Source organism: Aliiroseovarius crassostreae (assembly GCF_001307765.1).
GTDB lineage: Bacteria > Pseudomonadota > Alphaproteobacteria > Rhodobacterales > Rhodobacteraceae > Aliiroseovarius > Aliiroseovarius crassostreae.
The window spans coordinates 332191-353615 of record NZ_LKBA01000001.1; the positions used below are offsets into that span (position 1 = coordinate 332191).

18 protein-coding genes and 1 other RNA gene are annotated in these 21425 nt (G+C 60.4%); 10 read left to right on the forward strand and 9 right to left on the reverse strand.

Annotated elements, in window-relative coordinates; translation table 11 throughout:
• Positions 1 to 2: 2 nt before the first annotated feature.
• From AKJ29_RS01820 to AKJ29_RS01830, 3 genes are all read right to left on the reverse strand, one after another.
• Positions 3 to 1088 carry a microcin C ABC transporter permease YejB gene (locus AKJ29_RS01820; RefSeq protein WP_055187457.1) on the reverse strand — a complete coding sequence of 362 codons (1086 nt, stop codon included), beginning with the start codon at positions 1086 to 1088 and terminating at the stop codon, positions 3 to 5.
• A gap of 6 nt (positions 1089 to 1094) precedes the next feature.
• A complete protein-coding gene (locus AKJ29_RS01825) occupies positions 1095 to 3035 on the reverse strand; it encodes an extracellular solute-binding protein (protein WP_055187458.1) in 1941 nt (646 codons plus the stop codon).
• Between the two features lie 260 nt (positions 3036 to 3295).
• Positions 3296 to 3823, reverse strand: a complete 528-nt coding sequence (locus tag AKJ29_RS01830; RefSeq protein WP_055187459.1) for a c-type cytochrome — start codon at positions 3821 to 3823, stop codon at positions 3296 to 3298.
• A 117-nt stretch (positions 3824 to 3940) separates the two neighbouring features.
• Between AKJ29_RS01830 and AKJ29_RS01835 the strand changes: the two genes are divergently transcribed.
• Complete coding sequence (locus AKJ29_RS01835; protein ID WP_055187460.1) at positions 3941 to 4777, forward strand: prephenate dehydratase; 837 nt, start codon at positions 3941 to 3943, stop codon at positions 4775 to 4777.
• 113 nt (positions 4778 to 4890) lie between these two features.
• Here the strand turns inward: AKJ29_RS01835 and AKJ29_RS01840 are convergent, their stop codons facing one another.
• Positions 4891 to 5352 carry an SRPBCC family protein gene (locus AKJ29_RS01840; protein ID WP_055187461.1) on the reverse strand — a complete coding sequence of 154 codons (462 nt, stop codon included), beginning with the start codon at positions 5350 to 5352 and terminating at the stop codon, positions 4891 to 4893.
• Between the two features lie 75 nt (positions 5353 to 5427).
• On the reverse strand, positions 5428 to 6390 hold the full coding sequence (nudC, locus tag AKJ29_RS01845; RefSeq protein ID WP_055187462.1) for an NAD(+) diphosphatase: 963 nt from the start codon (positions 6388 to 6390) through the stop codon (positions 5428 to 5430).
• A gap of 190 nt (positions 6391 to 6580) precedes the next feature.
• Between nudC and AKJ29_RS01850 the strand changes: the two genes are divergently transcribed.
• The 3 genes from AKJ29_RS01850 (at position 6581) to rsgA (ending at position 9972) form a co-directional block, all read left to right on the forward strand.
• Positions 6581 to 8512, forward strand: coding sequence for a bifunctional 2',3'-cyclic-nucleotide 2'-phosphodiesterase/3'-nucleotidase (locus AKJ29_RS01850; protein WP_139231378.1), 1932 nt, complete (start codon positions 6581 to 6583; stop codon positions 8510 to 8512).
• Between the two features lie 52 nt (positions 8513 to 8564).
• An RNA gene (gene ffs, locus AKJ29_RS18455) (signal recognition particle sRNA small type) lies at positions 8565 to 8662 on the forward strand.
• A 281-nt stretch (positions 8663 to 8943) separates the two neighbouring features.
• On the forward strand, positions 8944 to 9972 hold the full coding sequence (rsgA, locus tag AKJ29_RS01855) for a ribosome small subunit-dependent GTPase A (RefSeq protein ID WP_055187464.1): 1029 nt from the start codon (positions 8944 to 8946) through the stop codon (positions 9970 to 9972).
• A gap of 4 nt (positions 9973 to 9976) precedes the next feature.
• On the opposite strand, the gene AKJ29_RS01860 is transcribed toward rsgA, so the two are convergent.
• Positions 9977 to 10471, reverse strand: coding sequence for a phosphatase domain-containing putative toxin (locus AKJ29_RS01860; protein ID WP_055187465.1), 495 nt, complete (start codon positions 10469 to 10471; stop codon positions 9977 to 9979).
• Positions 10472 to 10617: 146 nt separating this feature from the next.
• Between AKJ29_RS01860 and AKJ29_RS01865 the strand changes: the two genes are divergently transcribed.
• From AKJ29_RS01865 to recR, 4 genes are all read left to right on the forward strand, one after another.
• Positions 10618 to 10995 (forward strand): YidH family protein, encoded by a 378-nt coding sequence (locus AKJ29_RS01865; RefSeq protein WP_055187466.1) that lies wholly within the window; start codon positions 10618 to 10620, stop codon positions 10993 to 10995.
• An 84-nt stretch (positions 10996 to 11079) separates the two neighbouring features.
• Entirely contained in the window at positions 11080 to 12864 is a 1785-nt protein-coding gene (locus AKJ29_RS01870; protein ID WP_055187467.1) for a DNA polymerase III subunit gamma/tau, read from the forward strand.
• Positions 12865 to 12930: 66 nt separating this feature from the next.
• The gene (locus AKJ29_RS01875) at positions 12931 to 13275 is read left to right on the forward strand and encodes a YbaB/EbfC family nucleoid-associated protein (RefSeq protein ID WP_055187468.1); all 345 of its coding nucleotides are present in this window, start codon (positions 12931 to 12933) and stop codon (positions 13273 to 13275) included.
• A gap of 15 nt (positions 13276 to 13290) precedes the next feature.
• Positions 13291 to 13887, forward strand: a complete 597-nt coding sequence (gene recR / locus AKJ29_RS01880) for a recombination mediator RecR (RefSeq protein WP_055187469.1) — start codon at positions 13291 to 13293, stop codon at positions 13885 to 13887.
• A gap of 451 nt (positions 13888 to 14338) precedes the next feature.
• Here recR and AKJ29_RS01885 read toward each other — a convergent pair whose 3' ends face one another.
• The 3 genes from AKJ29_RS01885 to argH all read right to left on the reverse strand — a co-directional run bounded on the left by AKJ29_RS01885 (position 14339) and on the right by argH (position 19841).
• Positions 14339 to 16870 carry a DUF4175 domain-containing protein gene (locus AKJ29_RS01885; protein WP_055187470.1) on the reverse strand — a complete coding sequence of 844 codons (2532 nt, stop codon included), beginning with the start codon at positions 16868 to 16870 and terminating at the stop codon, positions 14339 to 14341.
• A gap of 15 nt (positions 16871 to 16885) precedes the next feature.
• Positions 16886 to 18151: a diaminopimelate decarboxylase gene (gene lysA, locus AKJ29_RS01890; protein ID WP_055187471.1), complete on the reverse strand. Its 1266-nt coding sequence runs from the start codon at positions 18149 to 18151 to the stop codon at positions 16886 to 16888.
• A 295-nt stretch (positions 18152 to 18446) separates the two neighbouring features.
• Positions 18447 to 19841 carry an argininosuccinate lyase gene (gene argH, locus AKJ29_RS01895; protein ID WP_055187472.1) on the reverse strand — a complete coding sequence of 465 codons (1395 nt, stop codon included), beginning with the start codon at positions 19839 to 19841 and terminating at the stop codon, positions 18447 to 18449.
• A gap of 22 nt (positions 19842 to 19863) precedes the next feature.
• Between argH and AKJ29_RS01900 the strand changes: the two genes are divergently transcribed.
• Both AKJ29_RS01900 and AKJ29_RS01905 read left to right on the forward strand, forming a co-directional pair.
• Positions 19864 to 20451, forward strand: a complete 588-nt coding sequence (locus tag AKJ29_RS01900; protein ID WP_055187473.1) for a TlpA family protein disulfide reductase — start codon at positions 19864 to 19866, stop codon at positions 20449 to 20451.
• A gap of 441 nt (positions 20452 to 20892) precedes the next feature.
• Positions 20893 to 21285 (forward strand): hypothetical protein, encoded by a 393-nt coding sequence (locus tag AKJ29_RS01905; protein ID WP_139231379.1) that lies wholly within the window; start codon positions 20893 to 20895, stop codon positions 21283 to 21285.
• Positions 21286 to 21425: the final 140 nt, after the last annotated feature.

Genomic DNA, 21425 nt, shown 5'->3' on the forward strand with positions numbered 1-21425 from the left:
GATCAGCCCTCCCGCGCTTCAAAGTCGATGCGCGGATCGACAAAGACATACATGAGGTCAGAGAGGATACCGATCACCAGCCCCATCAGGCCAAAGACGAACAGGGTGCCGAAAATCACCGGGTAATCGCGTTGCAGCGCGGCTTCGAACCCCAGCCGGCCAAGCCCGTCCAGCGAGAACAGCGTCTCGATAATGACCGAGCTGCCGAAGAAAACGCCCAGGAAGACCGAGGGGAAACCTGCGATCACGATCAACATCGCATTGCGGAACACATGGCCATAAAGCACCCGGTTCTCAGCCAGGCCCTTTGCGCGGGCGGTGACCACATATTGCTTTTTGATCTCGTCGAGAAAGCTGTTTTTGGTCAGCAGCGTGAGCGTGGCAAAACTGGCGATTGTGGTGGCCAGGACCGGCAGGGTGATGTGCCAGAAATAGTCGATGATCTTGCCCCAGAGGCTCAGTTCTTCGAAATTGTCCGAGGTCAGGCCGCGCAGTGGGAACCATTGCAGATAGGATCCGCCCGCAAACACGACCAGAAGCAGGATCGCAAACAGAAAGCCGGGGATGGCATAGGCGATGATGATCATGCCCGAGGTCCAGGTGTCAAAGCGTGATCCGTCCTGCACGGCTTTCTTGATCCCCAGCGGGATCGACACGATATAGGCGATCAGCGTGGACCACAGGCCAAGGGTGATCGACACGGGCAGCTTCTCGGCCACCAGTTCGAACACGCCGATGGACCGGAAATAGCTTTCGCCAAAATCCAGCCGCATATAATTCCACAGCATCAGGAAAAACCGTTCCACCGGCGGCTTGTCGAGGCCAAACTCCCGTTCCAGCTCTTCGATGAACTCCTTGGGAAGGCCGCGCGCCCCAATGTATTCGCTGTCGGACCCAAAGGTTTCCTCTCCCACATCATTGGCATTGCCGATGATCTGCTGGGTCACATCCCCTTCGCCCTGAAGCTTGGCCAGCACCTGTTCAACAGGGCCACCCGGCACAAACTGGGTCAGCGTGAAGTTGATGATCATGATGCCCAGAAGGGTTGGGATGATCAGCAGAAGACGTCGTAAAATATAAGCGCCCACAGGGGATTACCTCAGCACACCTTTGGATTTCAAAGCGGCGTATTTATCTTCGTTGATCCACCAGAAATCAAGAAAGCCCGTTGCATAGGGCGGCAGGTTTTCGGGGTGTTCAAAAAAGTCGTAATAGGCCAGCCATGTATCGGGAACATACCCGGCGTGGATCATGATGCGTTCATGGCGCAGCGCACGGTCCAATGCGGTGAGGGTGGTGATTTCGTCTTCACGGGTTGTGGTGTCCAGAGCTGCGGTAATGATGGCGTCAACCAGGGGGCTGCGCAGCGTGGCCGGGTTGTAAGAGGAGACTTCGGCTGTTTCAGAGCCAAACATCTGCCGAAGACCGGTGCTGGCCTGGATAAAGGTATTATATTGCGTGAACAGCATCTGGTAATCCTTGTCCAGATACCGTTTCTGCATCTGGGCCGAGTCGACCTTTTCCGCTTTCGCGTCGATCCCCAGATCCTGAAGCGCCTTTACATAGGCGGTGATGATCGCCGAGGCAGTGTTGGAGGTTGCCGATGACAGCAGGAATTCCAGCGTCATCTGGTTGCCGGCTGCATCGCGCAATACGCCTGCGTCATCCACACGCCATCCGGCCTGTTCCAGCAGCTTCAGGGCCTTGCGCTTGTTCTTGCGGTCTGATGGTTTATCGGGGTTTGAGCTGTGCGCCATCACCGCCGGTTCCGTCAGCATCTCTTCCGGCACCAAATCCCCGAGCGATTTCAGAAACGCAAGTTCCTTGCCCTCGGGCAGCCCCTCGGCCATCACCTCAGTCCCTTGTGAGAAGGAATGGCGCTGGGTGGTCAGGCCATATTGCAGGGACTTGCTGACCCATTCGAAGTTGAACAGAAGCGACAGCGCATGGCGAACTGTCTTGTCATCCAGCGGCGCCTTCAGGGTGTTGAAGATGATGCCGCTATTGCTGGGCGGGTTTTGCAGCAAAATCTCTTCGCGCACCACGTCGCCGTTTTCCACGGAGGGGAAATCATAGTCGATGGCCCAGCGTTTGGTGCTGCCTTCGGGGCGGAAGGTGACCTCGCCTGCCTTGAACGCTTCAAACTCGGCCGTGTCATCGGCGAAATATTCAAACCGGACATAATCGAAATTGTGACGGCCCTGGTTGATCGGCAGATGCCAGCCCCAGTAATCGGGATTGCGCTTGTAAACCACATAGCGGTTCAGCTCGTAGTCATCCAACTGGTAAGGCCCGCTGGCCATCGGGGATTTCAACGACCCTTCGTCCAGCCGTTCACCGGTTTCCTCATACCAGGCTTTGGAGAAAATCGGCGTGCCCCCGACCTGGTCGATCAATGAGCGGCGGGAAATGCCATCTGCAAAAGTATATTTGATCGTGTGATCATCCAGCACTTCGACCGACGTGATCAGCTCCTTGACCGCACGTGCGTAGGAGCGAATGGCCTGCTCCAGAAACAGATTATGCGTGAATGCGGCATCATGTGCGGTCAGCGGAGATCCGTCGCGGAACCGCGCTTCGGGGCGCATGTGAAAGATGCAATAGGACTGATCCTCGGGGTATTCCACGCTTTCTGCAATCAGACCATAGCTGTCGGTGATGCTGTCTGCGGGGGTGCCGCCGCCAAAGGGCATTTCTCCGAACATGCTTTCCGCCACGACACTGGAGTTCACCTCGGCGTCGCCGGATTTCCAGGACCACCGGTTGAAGCCATTAAATGTCCCGCGTTTCGACAGAGTGATGGTGCCGCCTTTCGGGGCGTTTGGATTGACATAGTTGAGATGGGGGAAGTCAGCCGGGTATTGCAGCTCACCATAGAAGGAATACCCGTGGCTTCGGATCAATTTCCCGCCAGAGCCAGCGCTGCCCGATGCCCAGCCCGTGCGTGGAATGCCGCCAAGCCCCACCGCTGTTCCCGCTCCTATCAGACCAAGGGCCGTGCGACGGGATACGGGGCCAAAACGCGATGAGGTCATGATGGATCTCCTGATGTCATCTTGTTGCAGATACACAACCCGCGGTGAAACCGGACAGGCGTGTCATTCCTATCGGACGTTAAAGCGTTTTAGGAACTGTGTGAATCCCAAACTTGGCTCTGGAACCTCGCGCGGGTTCAATCCTGCGTGGGGGTAGGCGGAGAATTGCTGGATGGGGGCGGGCCGTAAAGAAAAAGGCCACCAGCATCGGCTGATGGCCCTGTCTTCAATCTGTGTCAGGCGCCGCCTGTATCGGGGGCTTAGCCGCCGATGGTGCCCAGATAGGCAATCAGGTTGGCACGATCGGTGTCTTTCTTCAGGCCCTTGAAGGTCATCTTGTTGCCCGGAGCATAGGCTTTCGGATCAGCCAGCCAGGTGTTCAGCTCTTCTGCAGTCCAGTTTGAACCAGCCAGCCCTGCCAGCGCGTCCGAATAGCCGAAGCCGTCGACCGAGGCGATCGGGCGATTAACAAGACCGTAGAGATTCGGGCCGGTGCCGTTGGCGCCGTCTGTCAGCTTGTGACAGGCTTTACACTTGCTCCAGACTTTTGCGCCTTTTTCGGCGTCGGCTGATGCCAGAAGCTCGTCAAAGGAAACTTCTTCCACCACTTCCTCTTCTGCGGCCTCTTCACCGGTAGCCAGAACAAAGCCGGTGGTTGCACGACTGTCAGCAGCGCGGCTATCGCCTTCGGTAAACAGGATATCAGCAGCCCAGCTGCCCAGAAGGAAAACAAGCAGGGCACCGCACAGGGCGCCACCGGCTTTCGTCAGTGTCATAGTGTCGAACATGTCGCGTCTCGTTTCATCCAAAGTTAAAGCCTTCTAGCCGCTTCCCTTGTGTCATTTCAAGCGATATGACGCTTATTCACAGGGACAAATTGCCATAGTGCAGGAGTGAACAGCCAAATGACCGGTCGGATCGCATTTCAGGGGGAACCCGGAGCCTACTCACACGAGGCCTGTATCAAGGCCCGTCCGGATATGGAGGCGATGCCCTGTGAGACGTTCGAGGACGTGATTGCCGCGGTGCGGTCAGGGGCGGCGGATCAGGCCATGCTGCCGATCGAAAACTCGACCTATGGACGGGTGGCCGACATTCATCGCCTCCTGCCGGAAAGCGGGCTGCATGTTCTGGATGAGGCCTTCGTGCGGGTGCGGATCAGCCTGTTGGCCCTGCCGGGGGCAAGGATTGACGATATCAGCCTGGTGCGCGCCCATCTGGTGTTGCTGCCGCAATCTGCCAACTTCCTGAAATTGCACGGGATTAAAGGTGTCGCTGCTGCGGATAGTGCCGGGGCGGCGGCCAAGCTTGCCAAGACTAAGGTGGCGGGAGAGGGTGTTCTGGCCTCATCCCTGGCAGGCGAGATTTATGGGCTCGATATTCTGGCCGAGGATGTCGAGGATCATGGCCACAACACCACACGGTTTGTGATCATGGGGCGTGAGCCGAACCATGAGCGGCGTGGTGAGCACGGTATGATCACCACATTTGTGTTCGAAGTGCGCAACATTCCGGCGGCGCTTTACAAGGCGATGGGGGGATTTGCCACCAACGGGGTGAACATGACCAAGCTGGAAAGCTATATGGTCGACGGATCTTTCACCGCGACCCGATTCTATGCCGATATTGATGGCCACCCCGATGATCCGGGTGTGCGCCTGGCAATGGAAGAGTTGGATCATTTCACCGAGACGGTTGATATCCTCGGGGTATATCCACGCGACCCGAGTCGTGACGAGTGAGCCTTTGGCCAGAGACCTGACGGAAAACAGCCGAATTGGCACCTGATCCAAGGCATGTCCATGTCAGATGACATGGCGCGGAAGCCGGTGGTCGGGGTCGTCAGGCGGGGCTGTCAGGACCGGGCGCGGTCTTCGATCGTCTGCGCGTAATCAGCCACCCGGCGGCGGAACTTCGTGACCAGGTTTCCACGCGCAAGCTTCATGGACTGCATCATCAGGCGCGCGGGGATGGATTTCGGTTTCATTTCTACGTCAAGATTAAGGCGGGTGCGCCGTGGAGACAACGCCACCAGGTCGACACGAACCTCCGCTTCAATTCCCGAGATCTTGGAAAACAGGACCATGCCGTGCGGGGCTTCGTAATGGGTAAGCTTCATGTCTGCTTGCCGTTCGCGATTGCGAAAGGGAAAGGTTGCCCGCCAGCTCATGCCCGGTCCGGGGGCGGACAGGGTGTCCGTGCGCACCACATCTGCGCCCCGGCGCAGGGCGGCGCGTTCCAGCCCACCGAAATCAGATACCGATGCAAAGACATATTCGATGTTGGCAGCGATATCTTCGCGGGTGCTGAATTTCATGACAACCTCATTTGTTACGGAACCCACGCATACCGGAGTTCGGATGACGCAGCAAGCTTGCCCCTCAATCTGCGGTCAAACGGTATGATCCGCAAGCCAGTTTCTAAGCAGGAAATGAGCGATGGATCCGGGGCGGGCCGGGCGGATTGCGGGATGGTGTCCCGCGAAACTCTGCATCACCTCTTCGCGGGTCAGCCATAAGGCGTCCTCCAGCTCGTTCGGGTCCAGCGTGATCTTGTCGCTCAGGGCTTCCCCCCGGGTGCCGATCATCAGTGAGGCCGGAAAGGGCCAGGGTTGCGACGCGAGGTAGCCAACCTTGCCGACCCGCACACCGGTTTCTTCAAACACTTCGCGGCGGGTGGCGGTCTCGATGGTTTCTCCGGGCTCCATGAAACCGGCAAGCAGGGAATACATCCCCTCGGGCCAGCCGGGAGAGCGCCCGATCAGCACCCTGTTGCCATGGGTGATCAGCATGATCACCACGGGATCCGTGCGTGGAAAATGCATCCGCCCGCAGGACGGGCAATCACGTTGCCACCCCGCCTGCGCGCTGAGCGAGGGCTGACCACAGCAAGAGCAGTACCTGTGGCTGCGATGCCATTCGTGGATCGCGCGCGCGGTGGCGGCGATCTCGGCCTGGGGTGGGGTCAGCGCGGTCAGCATCGTGCGCAACTCTTTGAACACACTGCCAGCCGGGGCCTCGGGGTGGCTCTGTTCCTGGGTGTCGAGGAAGCTGTTGGTGTCGGGAAGGGCGATGCCTTCCCAGTCCGGCAGGGTCACGGCAAAGACTGGCTGGTCCCCGGACAGACCGAGGAAAACCGGGGAATCATTGCAGTTTGCAACGAGGGGGTGGGTGTGCTCAACCAGCCCCAGCCGAAGCCCCCCTCCGTCCTCTGGATGCACCAGAGGTTTGCCCCGCCAAAGCGGTAAAAAGACCCCATCTGCCTGAAGGCAAAGGAGCTTTTCCGGGTCTGAGCGAAAATGTGCGGCCCGATCCAACTGGTTGACTCCAAAACTCAAAATATTGGTGGCTGCCATTGAAATCGTCTTTCTTTGTTCCAGAAAATGCGTCCATCGCCTTTCATATAGGCGGTCACATCCCTCATAGGTAGTGCCTTGCTTCTTGATTCATCTTTTGCTGGTGGCTCTTCCCATTCGGCGTTAAGCTACTTTGTGCAAAACGCAAATTTCCTGTGCAAGTAGGGAAATGGTAGAAAGGTAAGCAAGCGTGTCGCAAAATGCCGCGAATGTGGATGAGTGTTCCCGATCTCTCAGGATGCGGGTGCGCTTTCTGGCGACCACGGATTTGCATATGCATATTCTGCCGTATGATTACCTGAACGATCTGCCAAACGCGCGTTGGGGGCTGGCGCAAACCGCCAAGCTGATTCAGCAGGCGCGTATGGAAAGGCGCAACGCAGTTCTGCTGGATGCGGGGGATTTCCTGCATGGCACGGCCATGGGCGACTTTGTGGTCGAACAGGCCCGGGGCGAGCGGGCGCGGGGGCACCTTCCGGAGGTTCACCCGATGATCGCCGCGATGAACCATCTGCGTTACGATGCGGCGACCATTGGCAATCATGATTTCGACCGAGGTGTGGACGTCCTGCTGTCTGCAATCGAGCAGGCCGAGTTTCCGATTGTCTCGGCCAATTCGGTGCTGAAAAAGGGCGAGCATCCCTTTCTCGACAGCACCTTCATGCCGCCCTACACGATCCTCAATCGTTGCTTTCAGGACTGCGATGGGGTGTCGCATATGCTTCGGATCGGCGTGATCGGCTTTCTGCCGCCAAACTCGATCCACACGGGCGAATCCCAACCGGTCACGCCGGGCACGCGTGATATCCTCGAGGCCGCGCGGAGCTTTGTTCCGCGGTTGCGCGCCAAGGGGGTCGACCTCGTGGTTGCGCTGGCGCATAGCGGAATTGACATGTCAGAGCCGCGGCCCGGAATGGAAAACGCGGTTGTCCCGCTATGTGAGATTGACGGGATCGATGTGGTGATCGGCGGGCATTCGCACCAGTGCTTTCCGCCGCCGCCCGGGGATACAAACCCTGCCCATAACTGGCTGCATGCGGCGCATGTGGATCTTGAAGGGGGCAAGATACATGGCAAGCCGGTGGTGGTGCCGGGTTTCTGGGGGTCCCATCTTGGTGTGATTGATCTGGATCTGACCCGCAGCGATGGTCGCTGGCAGATATGCGCCGGCCGGTCTGAACTGCGCGAAGTGCCGGAAAGCGAGCCGGATGCGGTCGGGGCTGATTTCTCGGCGCTTCTGGGCCAGTTGCACGAAAGCACCCTGATGCATGTGCGCACCCGTATTGGATACGCGCATCAAAGTCTGCACAGCTATTTTTCACTGGTGGGACTGGACCCGTCGACCCGTCTGGTGCAGCAGGCCATGACAGATTTCACCTGCCAGCTGATCAGCGATGGTGAGGTGCCGGACCTGCCTGTGCTGGCCTCTTCAGCCCCGTTTAAAAGCGGAGGGCTGGGAGGGCCTGGCTATTTTACTTCGATCCAACCGGGAGAGCTGACCCTGCGCTCGGTGTCGGACCTTTACATCTTTCCCAATGAGCTGGCATTGGTGCGGGCCAGCGGGGCCTATATCCGTGATTGGCTGGAACGCGCAGCCAGCGTGTTCTGCCAGGTGGCACCGGGGCAGGCACGGCAGGTGCTCAAGGATGTGGGTACGCCGGGATATCTGCTCGAAACCATTCTTGGGGTGACCTATCGGATTGACCTGTCAAAACCTGCGCGGTTCAGCGCGGCAGGGCGGTTGGAAAACCCCGCCGCCTGTCGGATCACGGATCTGCGATATCAGGACCGGCTGGTGCGTGATGAGGACGAGTTCCTGCTGGTCACCAGTGATTTCCGCATCCGGGGCGGCGGGGGCTTCCCAATCATCGACCCGGATCGGATCGTTCCCGTGAAACAGGTGTCGATCCGGGATCTGGTGCGCCAATATGTCGAACGGCGTCAGAACATCGAATTGGAGCCGACGCTGCAATTCACCTTTGCCCCGGTTAAGGAAGCCAGCGTTGTCTTCCCGTCATCGCCGCTTGGAAAAGCGCAATTGGCTGAGGGGGTGCCCCTGTCTTTGCGGGATCTTGGCGAAGAGGATCCGCGCGGCTTTTCCCTTTACGAGCTGATGCTGTAATCTCATGCGCGCAAGGCTTGCATCCGGTTTGAACCCATCCTATATGAAACCCCGAGAGGTTGGCGCGGGCAGGCGCCTCGCCAACCTGGTCAGGTCCGGAAGGAAGCAGCCACAACGAGCCCCGCTTGGGTCGTGTTCAGCCTCTCACCTAGATTCAAAAGCGCAGCTTTTGAAATACCCGGCAGGTGATTGGCACAATCACCGAGAGGGAACATCCAAACCCCGGCAGGTGAAGCGGAGTTTTACCGAGAAGGGCCACACAAACAACGCACCAGACGGAGGGACTTTATGATTGTAATAAACACCCTTCAGGCAGGTCGTTTCTGATCCAACCCCGGCCCAGCTGGCCGCAAGGGATCACTGCCTGATACACCCTTCCGACATCGTATCGCGATGCCCGGAAATGTTGTGTTCTCTACACAGGCAAACCCATGACATACACTCTTAAGGACCTCGGATGGTCCAACTACTTTGCGCGCCAACTGGAAGACGCCAGCGCGCAAACCCCGTTTCGCATCAGCGAAGTGCATCGCGACCGCCTGTCGGCGCTGGGCGCAGATGGCGAACTGACCCTGATCACCACGGATCACTCCACCGGCGATTTCGCCGTGGGCGATTGGGTGCTGGCCGATGATGCCAGCCGTATCACCCATCTGTTTGACCGGCAGACAGAGCTGAAACGCCGGGCGGCTGGCACGGACGCTCGGTTGCAACTGATCGCGGCCAATGTGGATGTGCTGTTCATTACCTCATCCTGCAATGCCGATTTCAACCCGGCGCGTGTTGAACGCTATCTGGCCCTGGCCCATGAGGCCGGGTGTTTCGCGGTTCTGGTGCTGACCAAAGCGGATCTGTGTGACGACCCTCGTGTGGTCACGCGCGAGGCCGAGCGGCTGGCCCCGGCCTTGCCCGTCCTCGCCGTGAATGCCTGCGACCCGGAGGGTATTACCCAGCTGGAAAGCTGGCTGCCACCGGGACAAACCGCTGCTCTGGTCGGCTCATCCGGCGTGGGTAAAACCACGTTGATGAACGGGCTATGCGATTTGCACGATGCCACGCAGAGCATTCGCGAAGATGACGCAAAGGGCCGCCACACCACCACCGCGCGGTCGCTGCGGCCCACCCGCAAGGGCGCCTGGCTGATCGACACACCGGGGATGCGCGCGCTGCGTCTGGCCGATGCGGGCGAGGGGATTGACGCGTTGTTTGATGACATCGTGACCCTGACCGCGTCCTGCCGGTTTTCCGATTGTCAACATGAAGCGGAACCGGGCTGTGCGGTGCAGGCAGCGATTTCGGACGGGGACCTTGACCCGGATCGTCTGAAACGCTGGCGCAAGTTGCAGGCGGAGGATCGGCGCAACACCGAAACCCTGGCCGAAGCCCGCGCGCGCGACAAGGCATTTGGCAAATTGGTCAACAGCGTGGTGCGTGACGCGCATTACAAGAAGGGGCGGTAACGCTTTAGATGCGATCTGACGCAGGCGCGGCGGCCCAATCCTGCTGCGCCTGTGTCTCAACCGCACAGGGGCGGGCGTCGCGCAGGCGCGCCAGCGCCGCTTCGGGATCTTCCCCCAGCTCGACCAGCAACCGCATCACCGCCATGCCCGACCGGCCACAGCCGCCCCGGCAATGGGCCAGCACCTTGCCGCCCTGGCGCAGGAACGCCAGCGCCAGCATGGACACTTCCGGCCAGGTCAGTTCCACATCCGCGCCGGGCGTGCCGAAATCCGTGATCGGCAGCGCATACCAGCTGATCCCCCCATCTTGCAGGTCGTCGCCCAGCGTGTTCGCCCCAACCGTGACAAGCTCAGCCTCTTCGGTCATGGTCAGCACCAGATCCGGTGACCAGTCGATGATCGTGTTCAGATCATCCGCATAGGGCGACAACAGCCCCGGCATGGGGCAGATCCCAACCTGTCCTGCGGCCGCACTCAACGCGTAGATTTCAAATGCCATGGAAGGTGCCCTTTTCGATTGTGGTGTGGCCGCATCAGCGGCTTCGCCGGGATAGCATCTGACGCCGTGATGTTCCACAACCGAACGCTGACCACCCGGCGGAATAGGGGTTCACATCCGCAGGGCAGGGTGACTATTCTTCCCTCATGCCCGACAGGACCGATACCGACAACCAATCAAAAGCAGAAACGCGCACCCGCTGGGCGGAAGACCGCACAATCATGGCCAATGAACGCACGTTTTCGGCCTGGATGGGCACGGGTCTGGGCGCGGTGGGGGTGGCCATCGGACTGAAAGCCGTGTTTGGCGATTTTGATCCGACCTGGGCTGCGAAACTGGTGGCCAGTATGTTTCTGGGCATCGCAGTGGTGATCTATTGGGCGGCGCAACGGCAGGCGTGCAAGACATTGCAGCGCCTATCGGAAAATGATGCCGAGACCATGCCCACCAAATCCTTCACCCGTCTGGCCCTGCTGATGTCGCTGGCGACAGTTGCGGTGGGTGGGGTCCTCTGGGCGCTCTGAGGTGATTTTTGCATCTGCTGTAGACCTCGCCTGCACGGGGGCTTAGGCTCTGCATGACACCACGAATCCCGACAAAGGCTGACGATGAGCGACACCCTGACCGACACCGCCGAGCCACGCAAAGCCTATCAGGTGCTTGCCCGCAAATACCGCCCCGAAACCTTCGCCGATCTTGTCGGGCAGGGGGCGATGGTGCGCACGCTGAAAAATGCCTTTGAAAGCGACCGGATTGCGCAGGCATTCGTGATGACCGGCATTCGGGGCGTGGGCAAGACCACCACCGCGCGCATCATCGCAAAGGGGATGAACTGTATCGGCCCTGATGGCACCGGCGGCCCGACGGTGGACCCCTGCGGCAAGTGCGAACATTGCGTGGCGATTGCCGAAGGGCGCCATGTGGATGTGATGGAGATGGACGCGGCCTCTCGCACCGGGGTGGGGGATATTCGTGAAATCATCGAAAGCGTGCATTACCGGGCGGCCTCGGCCCGCTACAAGATCTACATCATCGACGAGGTTCACATGCTCTCGACCAGCGCGTTCAATGCGCTGCTCAAAACGCTTGAGGAACCGCCGGCCCATGTGAAATTCATTTTCGCCACCACCGAGATTCGCAAAGTGCCGGTCACGGTGCTGTCGCGCTGCCAGCGGTTTGATCTCAGACGGATCGAACCCGAGGACATGATGGCGATGCTGAAACGCATTGCCACGGCGGAGGGGGCCGAGATTGCCGAAGATGCGCTGGCGCTGATCACCCGCGCGGCCGAAGGGTCTGCCCGGGACGCCCAGTCGCTTCTGGATCAGGCGATCTCGCACGGGGCAGGGGAAACCACCGCTGATCAGGTCCGCGCCATGCTGGGGCTTGCGGATCGTGGCCGGGTGCTCGACCTGTTTGACCTGATCATGCGCGGCGACGCGGCCGGCGCGCTTTGGGAAATTGGGTCGCAATATTCCGATGGGGCTGACCCGATGGCGGTGCTGCGGGACCTGGCGGAAGTGGCCCATTGGGTCAGTGTGATCAAGATCACACCCGAGGCCGCCGAAGACCCCACCGTGTCCCCGGACGAACGCACCCGTGGTCAGGCCATGGCTGAAAAACTGCCAATGCGCGTGATGGCGCGCATGTGGCAGATGCTGCTGACCGCGCTGGAAGAGGTGGGCAATGCCCCCAACGCGATGATGGCTGCTGAAATGGCGGTGATCCGCATGACCCATGTGGCGGATTTGCCGACACCGGAAGAGTTGGTGCGAAAGCTGAAAGATGCACCTCCCCCCCCGACACTGCCCGGTGGTGGGGGCGGCGGCGCCCCGGTATCGCATGGCAATGGTGGCGCGAATGCGCAGGGGGGATTTGCCCCCAATGGTTCCGGCACAGCTTCTGGGCCGGGCGGCCCCACGGCCCTTGCTATCGCGCGCGCCCCTGAAAGCGCCCTTGCGCAATACGCCCGGTTCGAAGATGTGCTGCAGCTCATCCATCATCACCGCGACGGGCTGTTGAAAGTGCAGGTCGAGGAATATGTCCGTCTGGCGTCGTATCAGCCGGGGCGGATCGAGTTTACCCCCACCGAGGACGCGCCAAAGGACCTCGCGGCGCGGCTGGCGCAGCGCCTGCAGGGCTGGACCGGGGTGCGCTGGGGGGTGACGCTGGTCAATGGCTGTGAAGAACCAACCATTGCCGAAGTGCGCGACAGTGAAAAACTCGCCCTGCAGCGTGAGGCCGAAGCGCATCCGCTTGTGCAGGCGGTGATCGCAGCGTTTCCCAAGGCAAAAGTGACCGATATCCGTTCGACCGAAGACATGGCCCAGGAGGCCGCTGTTGAGGGTCTTCAGGAGGTCGAGGATGAGTGGGACCCGTTTGAGGAGGCGTAACCTCTCCTTGTATCCCAGCCGCCCGGCCCGTATCTAAGACCGAAGCTGAATTGTAAGGAGCATCAGATGTTCAAAGGACTGGGTGGGCTCGGCGATATGGCCGGGATGATGAAAAAGGCACAGGAAATGCAGACCCGCATGGCGGAGCTGCAGGAGAGCCTGGAAACCATGACCGTGGTGGGCGAAAGCGGCGCTGGGCTGGTCAAGGCCACGGCCACGGCAAAAGGGGTGCTGACCGGGCTGGACATCGACCCGACCATCTTCAACCCGGATGAAAAAGAAGTGGTTGAGGATCTGATCCTCGCGGCCATCAAGGATGCTCAGTCAAAGGCACAGGAACGGTCTGCACGCGAAATGGCTCAACTGACCGAAAGCCTTGGCCTGCCCAAGGACATGAACCTGCCGTTCTGAACGGCGGCCCTTTCCATGACAGACGCACCGCGCGACATTGAAAACCTGATTGAGCTGATGGCCAAGCTGCCGGGGCTCGGTCCGCGCTCGGCCAGACGTGCGGTGCTGCACCTGATCCGGAAACGCGCCCTTGTGCTGACCCCCCTGGCCGACGCGATGCTTGCGGTCGCGGAAACAGCACGCGAATGCGTGACCTGCGGCAATGTCTCAACCTCAGACCGCTGCGCGATCTGCACGTCCCCCAAACGCGCCACCGGAGAAATTTGTGTGGTCGAGGATGTGGCAGACCTCTGGGCAATGGAACGGGCGGAGATCTTTACCGGCCGTTACCACGTGCTGGGGGGCACCTTGTCGGCACTTGATGCGGTGGGGCCGGAGGATCTGGGGATCCCGCGCCTGGTCCGCCGTGTGATCGAAGAAGATGTTCAGGAAGTGATCCTGGCGCTAAACGCCACCGTCGATGGCCAGACCACCGCGCATTATATCGCGGAAGAACTGGAAGGGCGCTGTATCGTGTCCTCACTTGCGCAGGGGGTGCCCGTGGGGGGCGAACTCGATTATCTCGATGAAGGCACCATCTCAGCCGCGCTTACCGCCCGCAAACGCATGTAGCGCGCCTGCAAAAGGGCTTTGCCCTCGCTTGGGCAGGTTTCGCGCCGTATCGAAGTTCCAATGAAAGCGGTTCGGGAAATGCCCAAGGCACATGTCTGTCCCGAAATGCCCACCAAGCAGAGATCTCTTTTGTGCCACAAGCTAAGGTCGGGAAGACCGAACCGCTTCAGGGGCGCTGCCCCTCGCGGCTTTGCCGCTCACCCCGGGATATTGAACACCAGAAAATGAACGGGGCTGCATTTCAGGGCATTGGTCATTCGCAATGAGGTGAGGAGAGACGGTCATGAGCGGATGCCTGACCGCTGGTAGGCGATCATATTTGCAAGCCGTACCCCGGCCTGATCCCGAAACGCTTTAATTATCCGTTATTTTCTTGTCAGAAATATCCCGGGGTGAGGCCGAATGGCCGAGGGGCAGAGCCCCTTTCCTCCGGTTGCCGCCAATACGCCGGTCAGAACGGGTCAAGCAGGCGTTCAAAGTAATCCCGCTCCGGCTTTGGTCGGTTGGTCTCACCAGCGCGATTGCGCAACTCTTCTGTCAATTCCTGTGCGCGTTTTCGCATGTCCTCTTCACTGGTAAATCCCCCATCCGAGGGGCCCCTTCCCAGTTGGTTGCCAGTGGCGCGTCCAAGCGGGTCGCGCGCGTTGGGGTTGGTGCTCTCCTGTCCGGTTTGCCCCTGTTGCCCATCGCGCCCGGCCTGAGTGCTGTCCATCGCCTCGTCAAAACGGCGCAGTCCTTCCCGCAGGGCTTCCATCGCTTCGGCCTGACGATCAAGTGCTGCGCTGTTGTCGCCCTGCTCCAAAGCATCTGCCGCCTGATCCATTGCGCGCCCGGCCTGGTCCAGGGCATCCCGCGCGGCATTGCCGGCTTCGCTGCCAGCCCCTGGCAGGGCGCGGCGCTGTGCGTCCAGCTCCTGTTCAAGGCTGCGTTGCCTCTGGGCCAGAGATCTATTTTCTGCGCCCTCGGCCCCCTGTGACCGGCCTTGCCCTTCTGCGCCTTCCGGTGAACTTTCGCCGCTATGGGCTTGTCCGCGCCCCAGCTGGCCATCTCGTCCGGTATTGCCCTGCGATTCGCCCAGCTCATTTCCCGCGCCACCCCGTTCCTGAAGTTCACGGAAAGCCTCATCCGACAGACCTTGCTGTTGGCGCAGCGTGTCTGCCAGCCCGTCGCGCGCGCGCTGGTTGGCCTGTTCGCCCTGACCGCGGGCCACTTGCATATTCTCCGTCATTCGGTTGAGAGCATCGAGCATTTCCATGGCCTCGGCAAAACGCCCTTCCTGCATCAGCTCGTCGATCTGATCCATCATGGCCTCCAGATCCGCGAAACTTAGCTCCAGCAGGTCGCCGTCGGGCATGGGGGGCAATTCATCTTGTGGTCTCTGGGCAAGGCGATCCAAATAGTCCTGAGTGGCGCGGCGCAGCTCGTCCATCAATTCGGTAAGCTCTTCGGGCGTGGCGCCATCACGCATGGCTTGCTGCAACCGCTCCTGGGCGCGTAGCATCCGGTCTCGGGCGCTGTCGGCACCGCCTTCTTCGATCTTGATTGCGATATCCCACAGGGTGCTGGCCAACCGTTCCTGCTCCTCGGCGGTCAGACCGGTGGCAAGGGCGCCTTCCAGATCGCGGATTGCCACCCACAGCGCGAGATAGCTTCCATCCGGCAGGGCGAGGTCTTCGGGGCGGTGGAGTATCGTTCGCAACACCTGTGCCACCCGCGGGGCGCCTGCGCGTGCCCAGAGCAGGTCTCGTCGCATCTCGATCACGGCGCGCGCTTCGGGGGTGAAAAATCGCCTTGCGGGTAGGGTCATGTGCAGCGGATCCGATCTGCCTGTCTGGCCGATGGCGTCGAACGCGCTCAGCGTGACGGTGACCGGAAGGCCCGCCCAGGGGTGCTGGGCGAGGTCTTCGGTCCAGAGGCCCTGCAACTGTCGGGGATCGGCGCGGTAGGGGCGTGGCAGATCAAGGATTTCAGCCGCCCGCGGATCGGGATTGAGGGACAGGCCATAGCGGCGTTCAACCGCATTTAACGCGAGCTCCACCCGCGCCTGCCCGGCGGTCACGCCATAGTCATCACCCGCGCGGTAGCCCAATTTGAACGTCCCTGATGTGACGCGGGTCAGTGCTCCGTCCGTGCGAATGCTGGGGGGGACGTCGCCGATGGCGGTGAACCGCCAGGCCGGTGTGGTCTTCGCCCCCCGGACATGGATGGAGAGCGTGCTGTTTTCGGTGATCTCTGCCTGCAGCCCATCCCCCTGCGTGCCTTGAAACAGATCCCCTCCAAGCGTGATCCCCCCATCTTCCTGCCCGTAGAGCCTGAGGGTCAGGCGGCTGCCCGCGGGCACGGGTAACGGGCCGGGCGGTTGGTCGTTCAGGTAGAGGCTGGGCTGGCCCGTGTAAACAGGCGGTTCGATCCAGCCTTCCCATGAGGCTGTCGGTTCGCATTCCGGGCAATCTGCCTGCGGCATCCCCATCCCGTTTGGTGCGTCCACAAATCCCAATGCCATCACGCAGCCGAGGGCAGCAATCAGGCGCAGTGCAAAGGGATCGCGCTCGGCAATGCGCAGATTGGGCCATGGCGCGCGCGCGGTGCGGGCCAATTGGATCATCCGGTCCTGATGGGCCTGCCAGAGGATCTGAGAGGGTTCTGTTGTCTCCAACGCGGGCATGTCGCGCAGGGTCGCAAGGGCGGCATGGGGCAGGGTACTGTCCAGCCGCGCTTCGGCCTCAGGATCGGAAGGGGGGTGGAACCTGCGGATCCCCCAGATCAGCGCGATCAGAAAACTCACCCCAAGCGCGGCAAATCCGACCGATCCAAACCCAACAAACCGTGCCCAGGTCACGGCGGCCATCACCACTGTCGCCAAAGGCCAGAACGCGCGCCAGCCCCGCTCAGCCCCGATCGCGGCCTTTGTCAGACGCAAAGGCCAACGCAGCTGGCGGGCCAGCTCGGGCGGGAGAGGGTGTCGGGCCCCGTTGCGTGCCATGTCACCTCATTTGGGTCAGATCCATTCCGGTATCGTATCGCGGGCAAGCATTTCTTCATAGGTGGGGCGGGCGCGAATAACGGAAAATTGCTCACCCGAGACCAGCACTTCGGGGATCAGCGGGCGAGAGTTATACTCCGATGCCATCACCGCGCCATAGGCTCCCGCCGAGCGGAACGCAATCAGGTCATCCGATTTCAGCGGCGTCAGATTGCGTCCCTTCGCAAAGGTATCGCCGGTTTCGCAGATCGGGCCGACAATGTCATAACCGGTCTGCTCAAGGCCCGGTTCGGCCTCGATCACCGGGATGATGTCGTGATGCGCCTCATACATGGCCGGTCGCACAAGGTCGTTCATCGCCGCATCGACAATCAGGAAATCGCGACCTTCGCCTTCTTTCACATAGATCACGGAGCTGACCATCAGCCCCGCATTGCCCGACACCAGCCGCCCCGGCTCAATCTCGATCTCACAGCCCAGATGACCCACGGTTTCGCGCACCATCTGACCATATTCGAGCGGCAGCGGCGGGGCAGAGTTTGACCGCTCATACGGAATGCCCAATCCGCCACCCAGGTCCAGACGTGTGATGTCATGCCCGTCCGTGCGCAACGCCTCCGTCAGCTCTGCCACCTTCTGATACGCCAGCCGGAACGGCTCCAGCTCGGTCAGTTGGCTGCCGATATGCACATCAATGCCAACCACCTTCAGGCCCGGCAGCTTGGCAATCTCGGCATAAACCTCGCGCGCCCGCGCAATCGGAATGCCAAATTTGTTTTCGGATTTCCCGGTTGAGATCTTCGCATGGGTCTTTGCGTCCACATCCGGGTTCACCCGCACCGCAACCGGGGCTTCAACGCCCATCTCAGAAGCCACCTCGGACAGCGCACGGTATTCCGGCTCGCTCTCCAGGTTGAACTGGCGAATATTGTGGCTCAGCGCCAGACGCATTTCGTCTTTGGTTTTGCCAACGCCCGAGAATACAATCCGTTCCCCCGGCACACCCGCAGCAATCGCCCGGCGAAACTCGCCGCCCGACACCACGTCCATTCCCGCGCCCATATCCCCCAGCAATTTCAGCACCGCGAGGTTCGAATTCGACTTCACCGCAAAACAGACCAGATGATCCGCCCACCCCAGGGCTTCATTGAAAAGCGAAATATGCCGCTTCAGCGTCGCCGCCGAATAAACGTAAAACGGCGTGCCCACCTGGGCCGCAATTTCGGGAATGGCAACATCTTCGGCGTGCAATACGCCCTCGCGGTAAAGGAAATGATCCACGTCTCAAGCCTGTCCTTGTTGGTCTTTGCGCTCCTACTGCCCTAAAGGAAGCGCGCCGCCCGTTCAATCCTCATAGATAGGCTTTTCCTCTTGCCACAAATATCCCGGAGCGCGAGGCAGCGCCTCGCAAAAAGAAAACGCCGGCCAAAACGATGAATGTCTGGCCAGCGTTTGCAATATTATTGGGGCTGAATTTACCGCGCCGCCACGTCCTCGGGCGACCCGGGGCGGATCGGCTCTCCATCTGCACCACAGCCCGCCAGTCCCAAAAGAACCAGAATCAACGCCACCCGGATCATGCCAGCTTCTCTTGCCAGCGGGCGATCTGTTTGCGGACCTCAGACGGGGCGGTGCCACCGTAAGAGGTGCGCGAGGCGACCGAATTATGCACGCCCAGCACATCAAACACATCCGCAGTGATCGCCTCATGCACCGATTGCATCTCTTCCAGCGTGAGGTCCGGCAGGTCACAGCCCTTGCTTTCGGCCATCGCGACCAGCGACCCGGTCACGTGATGTGCGTCCCGGAACGGCATATTGAGTGCGCGCACCAGCCAGTCGGCCAGATCCGTGGCGGTCGAGAAGCCAGATGCCGCCGCAGCCTCGAGGTTTTCGCGCTGCCCTTCCATGTCGCTGACCATGCCAGTCATGGCGGCCAAGCCCAGCATCAGGTTGTCGGCGGCGTCAAACACCTGCTCCTTGTCTTCCTGCATATCCTTGGAATAGGCCAGCGGCAGGCCCTTCATTACGGTCATCAGGCCCACCGAGGCCCCCATGATCCGACCAATCTTGGCCCGCAGGAGTTCCGCCGCATCCGGGTTGCGCTTTTGCGGCATGATCGACGACCCGGTCGACCATTTGTCCGACATGCGCACGAAACGGAATTGCGCCGAGGACCAGATCACCAGCTCTTCGGCCAAGCGGCTGAGATGCATCGCGGTCAGGGTTGAAGCAGACAGGAATTCCAGCGCGAAATCGCGATCCGCCACGGCGTCGAGTGAGTTGGCGGTGGGGCGATCAAAGCCAAGCGCCTCTGCCGTCATATGGCGGTCGATCGGGAAGGATGTGCCAGCCAGCGCGGCAGAGCCCAGGGGGCATTCGTTCATCCGCTTGCGTGCGTCCTGAAAACGGGAAATATCGCGGCCAAACATCTCGACATAGGCCATCATGTGATGCCCCCAGGTCACAGGTTGGGCCGTTTGCAGATGGGTAAAGCCGGGCATGACCCAATCCGCGCCCATTTCCGCCTGCGACAGAAGGGCGCGCACCAGCGCGCTCAGACCTTCGATGGCGGCGTCCATCTGACCACGGACCCACAGTTTGAAATCGGTGGCAACCTGGTCATTTCGGCTCCGGGCCGTGTGCAGACGGCCTGCGGGCTCCCCCACGATCTCTTTCAGCCGGGCTTCCACATTCATGTGGATGTCTTCCAGCGCGGTCGAAAACTGAAACGATCCGGTCTCGATCTCTGACAAGACGGTGAGAAGCCCTTCACGGATCGCCTCCGCATCGTTATCTGTAATCACGCCCGTGGCCGCCAACATGGCGGCATGGGCGCGCGAGCCGTCGATATCCTGTCGGGCCATGCGCTGGTCATAGCCGATCGACGCGTTAATCGCTTCCATGATTGCGTCTGGACCGGCAGAAAACCGGCCGCCCCACATGGCGTTCGCTTGCTTGTCGTTACTCATGGTCTAGCCCTTCGGAGGTCACATGTCTGTCTTGCGTTCCGCCCTGCTATACGCGTCCATCGCCCTTGGTGCAAATGCCGCTTTCACCATTGGGGGGGCAAATGTGGCTTTGGCAGAGACGGATGTGGCAGCACTTGCCGAAATGCGTGAAGGTGAGATGAAGAAGCTGGTGTTTCACGCCACGCCAAAACCCGCAGGCACCGCGCCGTTTGCAGCCGCGGATGGCAGCGATCACACGCTTGACGAGTTCCGCGGCAAAATCACCGTCCTGAATTTCTGGGCCGTCTGGTGCGCGCCCTGCCGCAAGGAAATGCCGTCACTTGATGCGCTGGAGCAGGCCCTGGGCGGGGAAAACTTCATGGTGCTGCCGATCGCCACCGGACGCAACAAACTGCCCGCGATCGAAAAGCTTTTTGCCGAAACCGGCGTGACAGCCTTGCCGATTTACACCGATCAATCCCAGACCCTGTCACGGCAAATGGGGGTGCTGGGGCTGCCGGTCACGGTTATCCTGAACCGCGACGGTGCCGAAATCGCCCGGCTAACCGGCGACGCGGACTGGAATTCGGACAGTGCCAAGGCCATCCTGCGCGCCCTGATCGAAGGGTAATCTCCCGCACTCTGCCCCCTCTGACGAGGGGGCGCCGTTTGGGCCGGGCCTCGCTTCGCTCGGATCAAGCCCAGAGCCAGAGCAGTGTGCATCAGCTGACGCAGTGCATCCCATAGATCTGTCAGGGGCTTTGCCCCTCGCGAGACAAGCTCGCTCACCCCAGGATATTTCTCCCCAGAAAATGAGAGAAACGTCCCTCTTCTTCTTGCCCTAAATATTCTGGGGTGAGGACATCGTCCGAGGGGCAAAGCCCCTAAAAGGCTCACGAAGTGAGCCGTGCCCAAGCAAGGCCAAGCCTCAAAGAGGCGCGGGTTTTGCGCGGGAGAGCCTGGGCATTTTGCCTGTCTGGCTTGACCCTTGGACAGCGTTGACACAGGCCAGCTGTTTTCTCTTCACTGTGCTGAAGAACGCCGGAAAATGGTGAATTTCAGGGAGGACATGATGCCGCTGGAGGTATTGGCATCCATCGTTGTGGTGGGGCTCGCACTGATTTACGTGATCATGAAGATCTGGAAGTTTGACCGCTGCCTGGTGCTTGCGAGTGAAGAGATTACGCGGGCCGAGTGGGAGGCGGACAACCCGACTGCACCGGCCCTTGAGGTGATCGTGGCAGCCAGTGGACAATCGGCCTTGGTACGGTCTCGGCGTGGCCGGGGCGTTCTGTGGGTGATGGGGCTTGATGCGGCCAGTCACGAGCTGAAAGGGGGCGTGCTGCATGACCATCCCGCTGGACTGCGGGTGCAACTGCCGGATTTTGCAGCGCCATCCGTCGTATTGCAACTGACGCCGGATGAAATTCCCGTCTGGCGTCAACAGATTGAAGGGGCGTTCTGATGGCCGTTGCCTATCCTAGGGTGTAGACTCATAAGAGCCAAATGACTGTTGCGGCGATGTGGGCTGCTGCCAAGAAGGTTTGTTGGCATCGAAATGTTCGCAGGCTGAGTTGTCGCCAGTCCTTCAGTCGGTTGAACATG